This is a genomic window from Mycobacterium hainanense, from assembly GCF_041890355.1.
Lineage (GTDB): Bacteria > Actinomycetota > Actinomycetes > Mycobacteriales > Mycobacteriaceae > Mycobacterium > Mycobacterium hainanense.
Window position 1 is genome coordinate 2,453,420 of record NZ_CP169059.1, and the last position, 14,823, is coordinate 2,468,242.

Below are 14,823 nucleotides of genomic sequence, written 5' to 3' on the forward strand. Positions count from 1 at the left end.
AGGTTAAGCGCGACCACCGACACCCGCGGGGCTCCCACGCCGGGGTGAGGCGAGCCTGTTGCCGCCGAAACGCGGGCCCGGCTGGTTGTCGGTGGCTGCGGTTACGGTTCGGTCAGTCCGACCCGACGTTCACCCAGCCCGACCGAGAGGACCGATCCCGATGGCACCAAGCAGCAGGCCCGACAGCTACGGAGCGAAGGCGCCGGATGGGGGCGCCCCGGTGGTGATCGACTGCGACGACTGCGCGGTGCGCGGGCCCGGATGCCGCGATTGCGTCGTCAGCGTGATACTCGGGGTCCCGGAAACTTTGTTGGAAGACGAATGCGCTGCGTTGGCGGTGCTTGCCGATGTCGGCCTGGCTCCGCGTTTGCGGTTGGTGCCTATCCGCCGCGAGCACGATTCGGGCGTCGCCTAAGATGCTTTGCGTGCCAAAGGTTTACGAGGGGGTTGGGATCGTTCACACGATAATGACAGAAATCTATCCAATTTCTTAACCGCCCGCTTTGGACAAACGTCGATATCGTTTCGTAACCTGTTTGAGACCTAAACCAGCTCGACGGCGCGCCGGCGCGTCGATGGCCGTTTAAGGAAGCAAAATCTTGAGGCTTGACTCTAGATACCCGTTTGCGCGTGTCATCACACGAACTGCCATCGGGACGCTAGCGGGCTTCACTGTGTTGTCGGGTGTCCTTGCTGCGCACGTCTCGGCCGACCCGGCCGACGACGCGCTGGCGAAACTCAACGAGTTGTCCCGTCAGGCCGAGCAGACCACCGAGGCGATGCACAGCGCGCAGCTCGACCTGAACGACAAGTTGGCGGCCCAGCGTGCGGCGGACAAGAAGCACGACGACGCCCAGGCCGCCGTCGACGCGGCCAAGGCCCGGTTGGCGTCCTACCAGGGCGCCGTCAACAAACTCGCCGCCGCGACCTACATGGGCGGCCGCGTCGACGGCATGACGGCCATGTTGACCGCCGGATCGCCGCAGGGGCTGATCGACAAGCTGGCCATGCAGCGCCAGATGGCGACGCAGATGGCCGACCAGATGAAGAACTTCCGGGTCGCGGGCGAGCAGGCCGCGAAGGCCGAGCGGGAGTCCGCCAAGTCCGCCGCCGACGCCAAGAGCGCGGCGGAGCAGGCCGCCGCCGTGCGCGCGAGCCTGCAGTCCAAGCAAAGTCAGCTCCAGGTGCAGATCGCGGTCGTCAAGTCGCAGTACGTCTCGCTGTCGCCCGAGCAGCGCACCGCGCTCGCCGATCCCGGCCCCGTGCCGGCCGGACTTCCCGCACCGGGCGCACCCGCGCCGGAGGCCGCGCCCCCGGGCGCGCCGCCGCCCGCGGGGCAGGCGCCCGGTGAGGCTCCGCCTCCCGGCGGAATGCCCGGACCGTTCGGCGGCGGGGCCGGCGGCGGTGACCGCGCGACCGTCGTGCAGGCGGCGCTGACCCAGGTCGGCTCGCCCTATGTGTGGGGCGGTGCCGCGCCCGGCGGATTCGACTGCTCGGGGCTGGTGATGTGGGCGTTCCAGCAGGCCGGGATTTCACTGCCGCACTCCAGCCAGGCGCAGGCCGTAGGCGGCCAACCGGTGGCGCTGTCGGACCTGCAGCCCGGGGACGTGATCACCTTCTATAACGACGCGTCACACAGCGGCCTCTACGTCGGTGACGGCATGGTGATCCATTCCTCCACCTATGGGCAGCCGGTGCGGGTGGTGCCGATGAATGCCGCAGGCCCGGTCCACGACGCCCGCCGCTACTAGAGGCCCCAGCCGCCGGCTTACGCTGCTGCTGGCCTGGGTGTTCCTGGTCGAGCTCGTCGTCGCGGCGGCCGTGCCGCTCGAAGCCGGACGCGGTGTCGGGATACGGCCCGCACAGCTGGTCACGCCCACGCGTAGCCAGGTCAGCGCCACGACGAAGTCGGTGATCGTCGGTGACCGCACCGTTCGGCTGACCGGTTTCGGCGGCCCGGCCAGTGACCGCCTGCTGTCGCGGCTGGCCGCCGACATCGGCGCCGCGATCGACGCGGTCGAGGGGTTCTGGGGCGGGCAATGGTCGCACGAGGTCTCGCTGGTCGCTGCCCGCACCGACGAGGAGTTTCGCGCCGCCGCCGGCGGGGGACCGGCGGCGCAGTGGATCGACATTGCGGCGGTAACGGTCGCCGACCGCGTCGATCCCGCGCACCGGGCGGCGGTGGGTGAGCGGATCGTCTTCGCGCCCGGCGCGGCCACGATGACCGAGGGTGCGCTCCGAATTGTGTTGGCGCATGAGCTTTTTCACTATGCCGCTCGGGCCGATACCGCCGTGGGCGCGCCCCGATGGCTGGCCGAAGGCGTGGCCGACTTCGTCGCCCGGCCGGGCACGCCGGTGCCCGCTGACGCGTTGCCGGTGCCGCTGACATTGCCCTCGGACGCCGACCTGGACGCGCCCGGGTCGCAGCGCTCGCTCGCCTACGACCGCGCGTGGTGGTTCGCGCGTTTCGTCGCGGACAGCTACGGCGCGGCCAAGCTGCGCGACCTGTACCTGGCCGCCTGCGGTGTCGGCCACGCCGACGTGACCACCGCCGTCCACGACGTCCTGGCCACCGACTCGGCCGGCCTGCTCGCGCGCTGGCACGACTGGCTGACCCACTCGGGCTGAGGCGATGCCCCGCACGCGGGCAGGCTAGCCTGACGCGGTGAGTCGGGTCCTGCTAATTACCAACGACTTTCCGCCCCGACCGGGCGGCATCCAGTCCTACCTGAGCGACTTCGTCGGACGGCTGGTCGACGCCCGGTTGCATTCGGTGACGGTGTACGCGCCGCAATGGAAGGGCGCCGACGCGTTCGACGAGTCGGCCCAGGCGACCGGTTACCGGGTGTTCCGTCACCCGGGCACGCTGATGCTGCCGGGGCCGGCGGTGGACGCCCGGATGCGACGGCTGATCGGCGAGAACGACATCGACACCGTCTGGTTCGGGGCGGCGGCGCCGCTGGCGCTGCTGGCGTCGCGGGCGCGACAGGCCGGCGCCAGGCGGGTGGTGGCCAGCACGCACGGCCACGAGGTGGGCTGGTCGATGCTGCCGGTCGCCCGGTCGGTGCTCCGCCGCATCGCCGACACCACCGACGTCGTCACGTTCGTCAGCCGCTACACGCGCGAGCGGTTCGCGCCGGCGTTCGGGCCCAAATCCTCGCTGGAATACCTGCCGCCCGGGGTCAACACCGACCGGTTCCGGCCCGACCCGGCGGCCGGCGCGGAGCTGCGCGAGCGCTACCGGCTGGGCGAGCGCCCCACGGTCGTGTGCGTGTCCCGGCTGGTGCCACGCAAGGGCCAGGACACCCTGATCAAGGCGCTGCCGTCGATTCGGCAGCGCGTCGACGGTGCGGCGCTGGTGATCGTCGGCGGCGGCCCCTACCTGGAGTCGCTGCACAGGCTGGCCCGCGATTGCGGAGTGGCCGAGCACGTGACCTTCACCGGGGGCGTGCCGGCCGCCGAACTGCCCGCCCACCACGCGCTGGCCGACGTCTTCGCGATGCCGTGCCGCACCCGCGGCGCCGGCATGGACGTCGAGGGGCTGGGCATCGTTTTCCTCGAGGCGTCCGCGACCGGCAAGCCGGTGATCGCCGGTGACTCCGGCGGTGCGCCGGAAGCCGTGCGGCACAACAAGACTGGATTAGTGGTCGATGGGCGGTCGGCGGACGCGGTCGCCGACGCCGTCGCCGAGGTGCTCGGAGACCCGGACCGGGCCGCCGCGATGGGGGCGGCCGGACGCGAGTGGGTGTTGGCCCACTGGCGGTGGGACACGCTCGCGGCGCGGCTGGGCGAGCTGCTGCAGGCCTAGCCGCTCGACGGCCTGCGCCACGCTGGCGTGACTCTCGGCGGCCCGCGCCACGCTGGCGTGACGCTCGGCGGCGGAAGAGGCGGCGGAAGAGGCGGGCCGCTAGTCCTTTTCGTAGATCCAGTCGATGTCCGAGGCGAACTTCTCGGCCACCACGTTGCGCTTGACCTTCATCGTCGGGGTCAGCTCACCGGTGTCCTCGGTGAAATCGACCGGCAGGATGCGGAATTTGCGGATGGACTCGGCGTGCGACACCGCCTGGTTGGCGTGCTTGACGGCGGCGTCCACCTCGGCGACCAGGTCCGGGTCGTTGACCAGGTCGGCCACCGACGCGCCGGCCGCCTTGTGGTTGCGTTCCTTCCACGCGCCGAACGCCTCGGGGTCGATGGTGATCAGCGCGCCGATGAACGGCTTCGCGTCGCCCACCACCATGGCCTGGCTGATCAGCGCGTGCGCCCGCAACTGGTCCTCGAGCACCGCCGGGGCGACGTTCTTGCCGCCCGCGGTCACGATGATCTCCTTCTTGCGACCGGTGATCTTCAGGAAGCCGTCCTCGTCGAGCGCGCCTAGGTCACCGGTCTTGAACCAGCCGTCGGTGAACGCGTCGTCGGTGGCCTGCTCGTTGCGCCAGTAGCCGCTGAACACCACGCCGCCGCGCACCAGCAGCTCGCCGTCCTCGGCGATGCGCATGCTGTTGCCCGGCAACAACGTTCCGACCGTTCCGATCCGCACGTTGCCGACCTGGTTGACCGTGATGGCCGAGCTGGTCTCCGTCAGGCCGTAGCCCTCGTGGATGGTCAGCCCGACGCCGCGGTAGAAGTGGCCCAGCCGCGCGCCCAGCGGGGCGCCGCCCGAGACCGACGCGTGGCACTCACCGCCGAGCGCGGCGCGCAACTTGTGATAGACCAGCCGGTCGAACAACGCATGCTTGGCGCGCAGCACCAGCCCGGTGCGCCCGCGGTCTTGCGCCTGGCTCCAGTCGACCGCGGTCTGCACGGCGGCCGCGAAGATCCGCCCCTTGCCGTCGTTCACCGCGTTCTGCTCAGCCGTGTTGTAGACCTTCTCGAACACCCGCGGCACCGACACCACCACCGTCGGCTTGAACACGGCGAACATCGGCAGCAGGTTCTTGATGTCGCTGGTGAACCCGACGGTCACCTTGTTGGCGAACGCCGAGAGCGTCAGCGAGCGCGCCAGCACGTGGGCCAGCGGCAGGAAGATCAGCAGCCGCTGCCCCTCGTCCAGCAGCGTCGGCAAGCACTCCTTGGCGCCCCGCGTCTCGTAGAGCAGATTGGAATGAGTGAGCTGGCAGCCCTTGGGCCGGCCGGTGGTGCCGGACGTGTAGATCAGCGTCGCCGGGTCGTCGGAGCGCAGCGCCTCCTGGCGGGCGGTGAGCTCGGCGGGCTCCACCGACTCGCCGGCCTCGACGAGCTGATCGAACGCCTTGGGGCCCGAGCCGTCGATGTGCAGGACGCGGCGCAGCGCGGGCAGCTCGGCGGTGAGTTCGGTGACCATCGCGGCGTGCGCGTCCGTCTCGGCGAAGGCCAGCACCGCCTCGGAGTCCTGCAGCACCCAGCGCACCTGCTCGGCCGACGACGTCTCGTAGATCGGGACGGTGACCGCGCCGACCGACAGGATCGCGAGGTCGATGATCGCCCACTCGTAGCGGGTGGCCGAAAAGATGCAGACCCGGTCACCGGCCTGGACCCCGAGCGCGATCAGGCCCAGCGCCGCGGAGCGAACCTGGTCGGCGACCTCGGCGCAGGTGACGTCGGTCCAGGCGCCGTCAACCTGGCGGCGGAAGATGACGAAGCCGGGGTCTGATCGCTCGTGCTCGAAGACCATGGCCGCGATGTTGTCGTACTCGCCGACGGTGAAACGAGCGGGGACACTGTACTCACGCACTCTTGCTGACCTCGTTTTGGCTTGGCTGATGGTCCCGAGGGACGGCTGGTTGTCGTCCAGCCTAATCCGCGCATTCGTGCAGGAATGGCGGCAGTCCACCCGCGGTGGCCCGCCCTCGGCGCGGCCGTCCGAGATTGCTGTGTGAAGCTGGGATGGTGAACAGCATCCAGATCGCGGACGAGACGTTCATCGCCGCCGACGGTGCGCGGGTCGGAGCCGCGGTCGCCGATCCGGCGTGCTGGCGTCGCTGGTGGCCGGACCTGCGACTGCAGGTGGTCGAGGACCGGGCCGACAAAGGCATCCGGTGGGCGGTCACCGGCGCGTTGACCGGCACCATGGAGATCTGGCTGGAGCCGTCGCTGGACGGGGTTGTGCTGCATTACTTCCTGCATGCGGAGCCGACCGGCGTCGCGGCTTGGCAGCTGGCCAAGCTCAATCTGGCGAAAATGACACACCGCCGTCGGGTGGCGGGCAAAAAAATGGCCTTCGAGGTCAAGACGACACTGGAACGGTCACGTCCGGTCGGAGTTTCTCCGGTAGTTTAGCCGGGTCAGGTTTGCAGGGAGAGTACCGTTTCGGACCGGAGGCCCGGGGGTTATACCCACACGGTAGTTTCCCCGCCGGCGGCGTCGACCGCTCGCGGGAGAGAGGGCAGCACCAGGTGGCGGAAAAAACGTCGCAGACCATCTACATCGAGGCCGACCCGGACACCGTGATGGACGTCATCGCGGATATCGATTCCTACCCGCAGTGGATCTCGGAATACCGCGAGGCCGAGGTCCAGGAGACCGACGACGACGGCAACCCCAAGGTCGCGCGGGTGGTGCTGGACGCCGCCGTGCTCAAGGACACCCTGGTCATGGCCTACCAGTGGCCCAAGGACCGGAAATCGGTCAGTTGGACACTTGTCTCCAGTTCGCTGCTGCGGTCCCTGGAGGGCACATATCGGTTGGCGCCCAAGGGATCTGGTACCGAGGTGACCTACGAGCTGTCGGTCGACCTCGCCGTCCCCATGATCGGTTTGCTCAAACGCAAGGCCGAGCGCCGGTTGACTGACACCGCGTTGAAGGATCTGAAGAAACGAGTTGAGGGCTGAGTGAGTCCAGCCAATCGCCGGCGCCCACCCCGGCCCGGATCAGCCTCTTCGTTGGTAAGGGCGGGGTAGGGAAATCCACGCTGGCTTGTGCCACGGCGGTCAGCGCCGCGAGCGCGGGTCAGCGCGTGCTGGTGGTGTCCACCGACCAGGCGCACTCACTCGGCGACGTGCTCGGCGTCCCCGTCCCGGCCAGTCAGGACGAACTGATTCGGGTGCTCGCCGATGACGCCCAGGCCGGCGGTGGGTTCCTGGACGCGCTCGCCTTGGACACGTTGGCCCTGCTCGAGGAGCGGTGGCGCGACGTGGTCGACACGCTGGATCGGCGGTTTCCCGTCTCGGAGCTGGGTACCATTGCGCCCGAGGAGCTTTCGGCGCTGCCCGGTGTTCAGGAGGTGCTCGGGCTGCACGCCGTCGGGGAGTTGGCCTGCTCCGGTGCCTGGGATCGCGTCGTCGTCGACTGCGCCTCGACCGCCGATGCACTGCGCATGCTGACCTTGCCCGCCACCTTCGGGCTCTACGTCGAGCGCGCGTGGCCGCGGCATCGCCGGCTGTCCGTCGGCGCCGACGACACCCCGTCGGCGGCGGCGGTGGAACTGCTGGAGCGTGTCAGCGCAAGCGTCGAGGGGCTCAGCGCCCTGCTGACCGACGGCGAATTGGTCAGCGCGCATCTGGTGTTGACGCCCGAGCGGGTGGTCGCCGCCGAAGCGGCCCGGACGCTCGGTTCGCTGGCCCTGATGGGGGTGCGCGTCGAGGAGCTCATCGTCAACCAGGTCCTGACCGAGGACGAGTCGTACGAATACCGCAACCTGCCGGAGCACCCCGCGTTCTACTGGTATGCCGAACGCATTTCCGAACAGCGCGGTGTTCTCGAGGAGCTCGACGCCACCATCGGTGAGGTGGCGCTGGTGATGACCCCGCATTTATCCGGCGAGCCGATCGGCCCCAAGGCGCTGGGGGCTTTGCTCGAGAACGCGCGCCGGCGCGGCGGAACGCCGCCGCCGGGACCGCTGCGGCCGACGGTGGACCTGGAATCCGGCACGGGACTTGGTTCGATATACCGGATGCGGCTAGCGTTGCCGCAACTCGATCCGTCGGGGCTGACGTTAGGGCGCGTCGATGACGACCTGATCATCAGCGCGGGCGGATTGCGGCGCAGGGTTCGCTTGGCCTCGGTACTTCGGCGTTGCACGGTAATGGACGCGCAACTGCGGGGGACGGAGCTCACGGTGCGATTTCGACCAGATCCGGAGGTGTGGCCTAAGTGAGTCAGGGTCATTCGGAGATCGGTCCGGAGTTGCGCAGGCTCGCCCAGGCGATCCTGGACGGTGTCGACCCGGCGATGCGGGCGGCGGCCGCCCTGACGGCGGGCCGGGGAGTCGGAACCGGCAAGTGTCAGCAGGTGTGGTGCCCGGTGTGCGCGCTGGCCGCGTTGGCGACCGGTGACCAGCATCCGCTGATCACCGTCATCGCCGACCACAGCATCGCGCTGCTCGAGGTCGTGCGCGCCATGCTCGACGACATCAATGGCGCGGCGAAACCGCCGCCCGAGGGTCCTCCCGGCGACGGTGGCGCTGACTCCGAGCCTCCCGGGGTCACGACCAGGACCCGGTATCAGCCCATCCCCGTCACCATCGAGGAGTGACCGGGCTGCGCCGAAGGTGGTCCCTCGTCCACGCGATGGGTACAGTTGGCGCAGAACGCGGCGGGCTGGCGAGAGGGAGGGCCATGTGGTACTGGCTATTCAAGTACATACTCCTCGGCCCGTTGCTGGCCTTGCTCGGCCGGCCAAAAGTTGAAGGCCTGGAACACATTCCGAGTTCCGGCCCGGCGATCCTGGCCAGCAACCACCTGGCGGTGATGGACAGTTTCTATCTGCCGTTGGTGGTACGCCGCCGGATCACCTTCCTGGCGAAAGCCGAATACTTCACCGGAACCGGCTTGAAGGGCTGGTTCCAGCGCTGGTTTTTCACCGCGGTCGGCCAGGTGCCGATCGACCGCACCGACGCCGACAGCGCGCAGGCCGCGCTGAACACCGCGGAGCGGCTGCTGTCGGCGGGCAAGTTGTTGGGCATGTACCCGGAGGGCACCCGTTCGCCTGATGGCCGGCTCTACAAGGGCAAGACCGGCCTGGCGCGGCTGGCCCTGCACACCGGGGTGCCGGTGATCCCGGTGGCCATGATCGGGACCAACGTCGTGAACCCGCCCGGCTCGAAAATGTTGCGCTTCGGGCGGGTCACCGTCCGCTTCGGCGAGCCGATGGACTTCTCCCGTTTCGAGGGGCTGGCCGGCAACCGCTTCATCGAGCGCGCCGTGATCGACGAGGTGATCTACGAGCTGATGGGTCTCTCCGGCCAGGAGTACGTCGACATCTACGCCGCCAGCGTCAAGGAGAACCGCAACGGCTCATCCGGTCAGGGATCAAACGGCGAGGCCGCCCGGATCCCGGAATCCGCCGCGGGCTGAACCGCGTCGGCGATCAGCCGACGGCTGTCACCGGCGTCAATTGCTGCGGCGCCGCTTCCCGTGCGGGCGTGCGGGCGGTGACCGTCAGGCCGGCGACGACGAGGACCGCCAACGCCCACCAGACGTAGGACATCCCCGCCAGTTGGCGCCACCACACGGCCGCCGCCTCGTGATGCTTGGGCAACAGGTCGATCGTCGACCATCGCATCAGCGCCACCCCCGCGGCGCCCACCACGGCCAGCGCCACGTTGCGGCGCCGCCAGGCCAGCACGGCCAGCACCACGACCGTCGGCAGACCCCAGACCCAGTGATGTGACCAGGAGACCGGCGAGACCACCAGCCCGAACAGCGCGACGCACATGACCGCCAGCACCGGCTCGTCGGCCCGCAGCACCCTGCGCATCGCCCACACCGTCAGCACCAGCACCGCCAGCGAGGCCGCCACCCACAGCAGGAAGCGCTGTTGCTCGCCCAGCCCGATCCGGGCCAGCGCCCCGGCGATGTTCTGATCGGTGTTCAACGCCGCCTCGCCGATTCGGTCCGTGTGGGCCAGCGTGTGCGTCCAGTACTCCCATGAATCGCTCCACGCCAGAACGAAGCCGAGCGCCGTCGCCCCCGCGAACGACATCAGCGCGGTCACCGCGGCGCGGTTGTCCCGACGCAGCAGGAAGTACAGCAGGAACACCGCCGGCGTGAGTTTGAGCGCGATGCCCAGGCCCAGCAGCAGGCCCCGCGGCCACGGGGTGCGGCGCGGCACGCAGTCGGCGATCACCAGCGTCATCAGCACGACGTTGATCTGCCCGAAGGCGAAGTTCGACGTGATCGGTTCCAGCCACTTCGTCGCCGCCGCGGTGATGACGACGGCCAGCCACCAGCGGCGCAGCCACGCCGGGCCGGGCAGCGCCGTCGAGGCGGCCCACACGTCCAGGCGCGTCAGCACGATCAGCGTCGAAACAACCAGCAACACCAGCGTCAGCGCCGTGATCGCGACGCTGGCGGCCGGCATGTGCAGCCAGGCGAACGGGCAGAACACGATCGCGGCCAGCGGGGGGTAGGTGAAGGGCAGGTTGAGCCCGATCGGTGTGTGGAACAACACATCGCCGCGGTACAGCGAATGCCCGTGCATCCAGGCCTGGGCGCCCATCTGATACACGTCGATGTCGATGCGGTAGGGGATGTGCCCGAACAGCTGCCAGGCCACATAGCCCAGCCCGGCCGCCGCCAGCAGCCACAGGCCGCACCACACCAGGACGCGCCCGGGGTGACTGCCCGCGCCGGGCGCCAGCGATCTACTCATGTCGCACAACAGCGTAATGGGTGCGTGAGCGCGCCACGTGTCCCCGCGCGGCGCACGCCGGGTGGGCGCCCACAGGCGTACGTTTCAAGAGTGCTCCACTGGTTCGTCCTGCGGGTGACACACTGGTTCGCCAACGACATCCTGCGCGGTGGCCGGTTGCCCCTGCTGTGCTGCCTGGTGGCGTTCATCCTGACCTTCTTCGTGACGCGGACGTTCGTGCGGCTCATCCGGCACCGCGCCGACACCGGCCGGCCGACCCGATGGTGGCACCCGCGCAACGTCCATGTGGGCGGCGTCCACATCCATCACGTGACGTTCGGCGTGGTGTTGGTATTGCTCTCCGGGCTGACGTTGGTCACCCTGTCAATCGACGGCCATGAGCCCGAATTCACCCTATCCGCAATATTTTTCGGAATCGGCGCGGCCCTGGTGCTCGACGAGTACGCGTTGATCCTGCATCTGTCGGACGTCTACTGGTCGGAGGACGGGCGCACATCGGTGGACGCCGTCTTCGCCGCGGTCGGGGTGGCCGGCCTGTTGATCATGGGGCTGCACCCGCTGATGTTCTTCCTGCCGATCTGGGAGGGCACCGATTCGTGGCCGCTGCGCGCCGCGGTGGCCGGCGGCCTGGCGTTGACGCTGCCCTTGGCCGTCGTGGTGGTGCTCAAGGGCAAGGTGTGGACCGGGTTGCTCGGCATGTTCATCGTGGTCCTGTTGGTGATCGGGGCGATCCGGCTGTCGCGCCCCCACGCGCCCTGGGCCCGCTGGCGATACACCGCCCAGCCGGAGAAGATGCGCCGCGCGCTGCAACGGGAGCGGACGCTGCGCCGGCCCGTGGTGCGGGCCAAGCTGTACCTGCAATGCGCGATCGCCGGCACCCCCCGACTGCCCGACGAACGGGTCATCGACGCCCACCTCGACCACGAGGTGCACCCGGCGCCGCCGCCGACGGGGCCCATCCTGATCAGCAGATAGGCTGCGCCGGTGCGGTACTTCTACGACACCGAATTCATCGAGGACGGCCGCACCATCGAGTTGATCTCGATCGGGGTGGTCGCCGAGGACGGGCGCGAGTATTACGCCGTGTCCACCGAATTCGATCCCGAGCGCGCCGGTGTTTGGGTGCGCGCCAACGTGCTGCCCAAGCTGCCGCCCCCCGCGTCGCAGCTGTGGCGCTCGCGCAGGCAGATCCGCGCGGACCTCGAGGACTTCTTCGACGTCAACGGCGCCGACCCGATCGAACTGTGGGCGTGGATCGGCGCCTACGACCACGTCGCCCTGTGCCAGCTGTGGGGCACGATGCCCGAGTTGCCACGGGCGCTGCCCCGCTTCACCCGGGACCTGCGGCAATTGTGGGAGGACCGTGGGCGCCCGCCGATGCCGCCGCGGTCGCGCGATGCCCACGACGCCCTGGTCGACGCCCGCGACCAGCTGCGGCGATACCGGCTGATCACCGCGGCGGACGCGGACGGTGCCGACTCGGGTGGCGGAGCGCCGGCCTGAGCCCGCCCGACCGGCGTTCGCCCTGATCAGTCAGCCTCGCGGCCCGGTTACCATGGACCGATGAACTGGACCGTCGACATCCCGATCGACCAGCTGCCGTCGCTGCCCCCGCTGCCGCACGACCTGCGGGCGCGGCTGGACGCCGCACTGGCCAAGCCGGCCGCCCAGCAACCCAGCTGGCCGACCGATCAGGCGACGGCCATGCGCACCGTCCTCGAGAGCGTGCCACCGGTGACGGTGCCCTCGGAGATCCTGCGGCTGCAGGAGCAGCTGGCCCAGGTCGCCAGGGGCGAGGCGTTCCTGCTGCAGGGCGGCGACTGCGCGGAGACCTTCACCGACAACACCGAACCCCACATCCGGGGCAACATCCGGGCGCTGCTGCAGATGGCAGTGGTGCTGACCTACGGCGCCAGCATGCCGGTGGTCAAGGTGGCCCGCATCGCGGGCCAGTACGCCAAGCCGCGATCGGCGGACATCGACGCGCTGGGGCTGCGGTCCTACCGCGGCGACATGATCAACGGCTTCGCCCCGGATGCGGCCGCGCGTGAGCACGACCCGTCGCGACTGGTGCGCGCCTACGCCAACGCCAGCGCGGCGATGAACCTGGTGCGGGCGCTGACGTCCTCGGGGCTGGCGTCGCTGCACCTGGTGCACGACTGGAACCGCGAATTCGTCCGGACCTCGCCGGCGGGCGCCCGGTATGAGGCGCTGGCCAACGAGATCGACCGGGGCCTGAAGTTCATGAGCGCCTGCGGGGTGGCCGACCGCAACCTGCAGACCGCCGAAATCTATGCCAGTCACGAGGCTTTGGTGCTCGACTACGAGCGGGCCATGCTGCGGCTCTCGGAGAGCGACGACGGCGAGCCGCAGCTGTTCGACCTGTCGGCGCACACCGTCTGGATCGGCGAGCGCACGCGCCAGCTCGACGGCGCGCACATCGCGTTCGCGGAGGTGATCGCCAACCCGATCGGCGTGAAGATCGGCCCCACCATGACCCCGGAGCTGGCCGTCGAATACGTGGAACGGCTCGACCCCAACAACAAGCCGGGCCGGTTGACGTTGGTGAGCCGGATGGGCAACAACAAGGTGCGCGATCTGCTGCCCCCGATCGTCGAGAAGGTTCAGGCCACCGGGCATCAGGTGATCTGGCAGTGCGACCCCATGCACGGCAACACCCACGAGTCGTCCAACGGCTACAAGACCCGGCACTTCGACCGCGTCGTCGACGAGGTGCAGGGCTTCTTCGAGGTGCACCGCGCGCTGGGCACCCACCCCGGTGGCATCCACGTCGAGATCACCGGCGAGGACGTCACCGAGTGCCTTGGTGGGGCGCAAGACATTTCGGACCTGGATCTGGCGGGGCGCTACGAGACGGCCTGCGACCCGCGGCTCAACACCCAGCAGTCGCTGGAGTTGGCGTTCCTGGTCGCCGAAATGCTGCGCGACTAGCCGCCCAGCAGTCCGTTCAGGTTGCTCCCGATCGTCCACGCCGCGGTGGCGACCGCCCCGGTGAGCGCCGTTACCAGGGCCACCCAGATCAGCACCATGCGCCGGCCGCGCTGGCGGGCGAACGCGAATTCGCTGATCGGAATGCCCGCGAATTCCCCTGTGACACGCGCATATTCGTAGTCGTCGGGCTCGTCGTCGGAGTGCGGCGCGCGCGGCGGCTCGGACCAGTCCTCGGGGCCGCGGGTCAGCTGCCGGGTGGGGTGGCGGACCGGAGCCGCCGCGGGCGGTGGCGCGGCGACCGGGCGTTGGCTCACGCGGCTGTGGTGCAGCGCCGCCGACCGGTGCTGCGCGGAGTTGCGCGGCGCGGGGACTCGAAAGCCCGGCAGCGCAAGCTCTTCGGCGATCGCCGCCAGCTCGGCGCCCATCTCGATCCCGTCGGCGTACCGATCGGCGGGGTTGCGCGCCGTCGCGCGCCGGACGAACTCGTCGAACTGCGGGGGCACGCCGTCGATCGCGGCGCTGGGTGGTGGCACATCGGTGTCCAGCCGCTGGTAGGCGATCGACAGCGGCGAGTCACCGGTGAACGGGGTGCGCCCCGTGAGCAGCTCGTAGGTGAGGATCCCGGCGGCGTACACGTCGCTGCGCGGGCTGGCGTCGCCGTCGCGCACCTGCTCGGGTGACAGGTACGCCGCGGTTCCCAAAATGACGCTCGTGGAAGTGATTCCGGCGGCCGCCACGGCGCGGACCAAGCCGAAATCCGCGATCTTGACCTCACCGTCGTCGGAGATCAGCACGTTCTCGGGCTTGACGTCGCGGTGTACCAGCCCGGACCGGTGCGCCGCGGCGAGCCCGCTCAGCACCGGGCGCAGCACCGCGGCCACGGCGTACGGCGGCATCGGCCCGCGCTCGGCCAGCAGCTCGCGCAGCGTGCCGCCTTCGATCAGCTCCATCACCAAGAACGGGTGCCGGGAGTCCAGGCCCTGGTCGTAGACCGCGACGAGGCCGGGGTCCTTCAGCCGAGCGACTGAGCGGGCCTCGCGCTGAAAGCGGGTCAGGAACTGTTCATCGCCCGCGTAGCGGGCATCCATCACCTTCACCGCCACCGGACGGTCGAGCCGCGTGTCGAGGCCGCGGTACACCGTCGACGTTCCGCCGCTGGCGATCTTGGACTGCACCAGGTAGCGGCCGTCCAGCAACGCGTTGTCCAAGGGGTCTGCCGCGCCGGCTTCGCCCGGGCGACGGTGTGGGCCGGGACGGCCCGACGACCCGGGCGATTCAGCTGCGGCCACGGGGCCATCGTAGGTG

At 69.7% G+C, this 14,823-nt stretch carries 15 protein-coding genes; 12 read left to right on the top strand and 3 right to left on the bottom strand.

Annotated elements, in window-relative coordinates:
* Nucleotides 1–160 precede the first annotated feature (160 nt).
* The 4 genes from ACEL92_RS11450 to pimB all read left to right on the top strand — a co-directional run bounded on the left by ACEL92_RS11450 (nucleotide 161) and on the right by pimB (nucleotide 3,808).
* Nucleotides 161–415 (top strand): hypothetical protein, encoded by a 255-nt coding sequence (locus tag ACEL92_RS11450; protein ID WP_374025668.1) that lies wholly within the window; start codon nucleotides 161–163, stop codon nucleotides 413–415.
* Between the two features lie 184 nt (nucleotides 416–599).
* Nucleotides 600–1,751, top strand: coding sequence for a peptidoglycan hydrolase RipC (gene ripC / locus ACEL92_RS11455; RefSeq protein ID WP_374025669.1), 1,152 nt, complete (start codon nucleotides 600–602; stop codon nucleotides 1,749–1,751).
* A 37-nt stretch (nucleotides 1,752–1,788) separates the two neighbouring features.
* Nucleotides 1,789–2,628, top strand: a complete 840-nt coding sequence (locus ACEL92_RS11460) for a hypothetical protein (RefSeq protein WP_374026177.1) — start codon at nucleotides 1,789–1,791, stop codon at nucleotides 2,626–2,628.
* Between the two features lie 37 nt (nucleotides 2,629–2,665).
* On the top strand, nucleotides 2,666–3,808 hold the full coding sequence (gene pimB / locus ACEL92_RS11465) for a GDP-mannose-dependent alpha-(1-6)-phosphatidylinositol monomannoside mannosyltransferase (RefSeq protein WP_374025670.1): 1,143 nt from the start codon (nucleotides 2,666–2,668) through the stop codon (nucleotides 3,806–3,808).
* A 99-nt stretch (nucleotides 3,809–3,907) separates the two neighbouring features.
* On the opposite strand, the gene ACEL92_RS11470 is transcribed toward pimB, so the two are convergent.
* Nucleotides 3,908–5,710, bottom strand: coding sequence for a long-chain fatty acid--CoA ligase (locus ACEL92_RS11470; RefSeq protein WP_374025671.1), 1,803 nt, complete (start codon nucleotides 5,708–5,710; stop codon nucleotides 3,908–3,910).
* Nucleotides 5,711–5,865: 155 nt separating this feature from the next.
* On the opposite strand from ACEL92_RS11470, the gene ACEL92_RS11475 reads away from it, so the two are divergent.
* The 5 genes from ACEL92_RS11475 to ACEL92_RS11495 all read left to right on the top strand — a co-directional run bounded on the left by ACEL92_RS11475 (nucleotide 5,866) and on the right by ACEL92_RS11495 (nucleotide 9,269).
* Nucleotides 5,866–6,255: a polyketide cyclase / dehydrase and lipid transport gene (locus ACEL92_RS11475; RefSeq protein ID WP_374025672.1), complete on the top strand. Its 390-nt coding sequence runs from the start codon at nucleotides 5,866–5,868 to the stop codon at nucleotides 6,253–6,255.
* 116 nt (nucleotides 6,256–6,371) lie between these two features.
* Nucleotides 6,372–6,806 (top strand): SRPBCC family protein, encoded by a 435-nt coding sequence (locus tag ACEL92_RS11480; RefSeq protein ID WP_374025673.1) that lies wholly within the window; start codon nucleotides 6,372–6,374, stop codon nucleotides 6,804–6,806.
* Nucleotides 6,803–8,071, top strand: coding sequence for an ArsA family ATPase (locus tag ACEL92_RS11485; RefSeq protein ID WP_374026178.1), 1,269 nt, complete (start codon nucleotides 6,803–6,805; stop codon nucleotides 8,069–8,071). Before ACEL92_RS11480 ends, ACEL92_RS11485 begins: the two co-directional genes overlap by 4 nt.
* Nucleotides 8,068–8,448: a hypothetical protein gene (locus tag ACEL92_RS11490; protein WP_374025674.1), complete on the top strand. Its 381-nt coding sequence runs from the start codon at nucleotides 8,068–8,070 to the stop codon at nucleotides 8,446–8,448. Before ACEL92_RS11485 ends, ACEL92_RS11490 begins: the two co-directional genes overlap by 4 nt.
* Before the next feature lie 83 nt (nucleotides 8,449–8,531).
* Nucleotides 8,532–9,269: a lysophospholipid acyltransferase family protein gene (locus ACEL92_RS11495; protein WP_374025675.1), complete on the top strand. Its 738-nt coding sequence runs from the start codon at nucleotides 8,532–8,534 to the stop codon at nucleotides 9,267–9,269.
* Between the two features lie 13 nt (nucleotides 9,270–9,282).
* Here the strand turns inward: ACEL92_RS11495 and ACEL92_RS11500 are convergent, their stop codons facing one another.
* On the bottom strand, nucleotides 9,283–10,566 hold the full coding sequence (locus ACEL92_RS11500; RefSeq protein ID WP_374025676.1) for a glycosyltransferase 87 family protein: 1,284 nt from the start codon (nucleotides 10,564–10,566) through the stop codon (nucleotides 9,283–9,285).
* Between the two features lie 108 nt (nucleotides 10,567–10,674).
* Here ACEL92_RS11500 and ACEL92_RS11505 point away from each other — a divergent pair, with 108 nt between their 5' ends.
* Genes ACEL92_RS11505 through ACEL92_RS11515 form a run of 3 tightly spaced genes read left to right on the top strand, consistent with a single transcriptional unit; the run spans nucleotide 10,675 to nucleotide 13,518 of the window.
* Complete coding sequence (locus ACEL92_RS11505) at nucleotides 10,675–11,541, top strand: hypothetical protein (RefSeq protein ID WP_374026179.1); 867 nt, start codon at nucleotides 10,675–10,677, stop codon at nucleotides 11,539–11,541.
* 9 nt (nucleotides 11,542–11,550) lie between these two features.
* Nucleotides 11,551–12,069 carry a polyadenylate-specific 3'-exoribonuclease AS gene (locus tag ACEL92_RS11510; RefSeq protein WP_374025677.1) on the top strand — a complete coding sequence of 173 codons (519 nt, stop codon included), beginning with the start codon at nucleotides 11,551–11,553 and terminating at the stop codon, nucleotides 12,067–12,069.
* A 60-nt stretch (nucleotides 12,070–12,129) separates the two neighbouring features.
* Nucleotides 12,130–13,518 carry a class II 3-deoxy-7-phosphoheptulonate synthase gene (locus tag ACEL92_RS11515; protein ID WP_374025678.1) on the top strand — a complete coding sequence of 463 codons (1,389 nt, stop codon included), beginning with the start codon at nucleotides 12,130–12,132 and terminating at the stop codon, nucleotides 13,516–13,518.
* Here the strand turns inward: ACEL92_RS11515 and ACEL92_RS11520 are convergent.
* Nucleotides 13,515–14,807: a protein kinase gene (locus tag ACEL92_RS11520; protein WP_374025679.1), complete on the bottom strand. Its 1,293-nt coding sequence runs from the start codon at nucleotides 14,805–14,807 to the stop codon at nucleotides 13,515–13,517. The genes ACEL92_RS11515 and ACEL92_RS11520 overlap by 4 nt on opposite strands.
* Nucleotides 14,808–14,823: the final 16 nt, after the last annotated feature.

Excerpts from the sequence above, each read along its gene's own strand:
- ACEL92_RS11450 (WP_374025668.1), top strand. The coding sequence starts at position 161 with ATGGCACCAAGCAGCAGGCCCGACAGCTACGGAGCGAAGGCGCCGGAT.
- ACEL92_RS11495 (WP_374025675.1), top strand. The coding sequence starts at position 8,532 with ATGTGGTACTGGCTATTCAAGTACATACTCCTCGGCCCGTTGCTGGCC.
- ACEL92_RS11500 (WP_374025676.1), bottom strand. The coding sequence starts at position 10,566 with ATGAGTAGATCGCTGGCGCCCGGCGCGGGCAGTCACCCCGGGCGCGTC.
- ACEL92_RS11515 (WP_374025678.1), top strand. The coding sequence starts at position 12,130 with ATGAACTGGACCGTCGACATCCCGATCGACCAGCTGCCGTCGCTGCCC.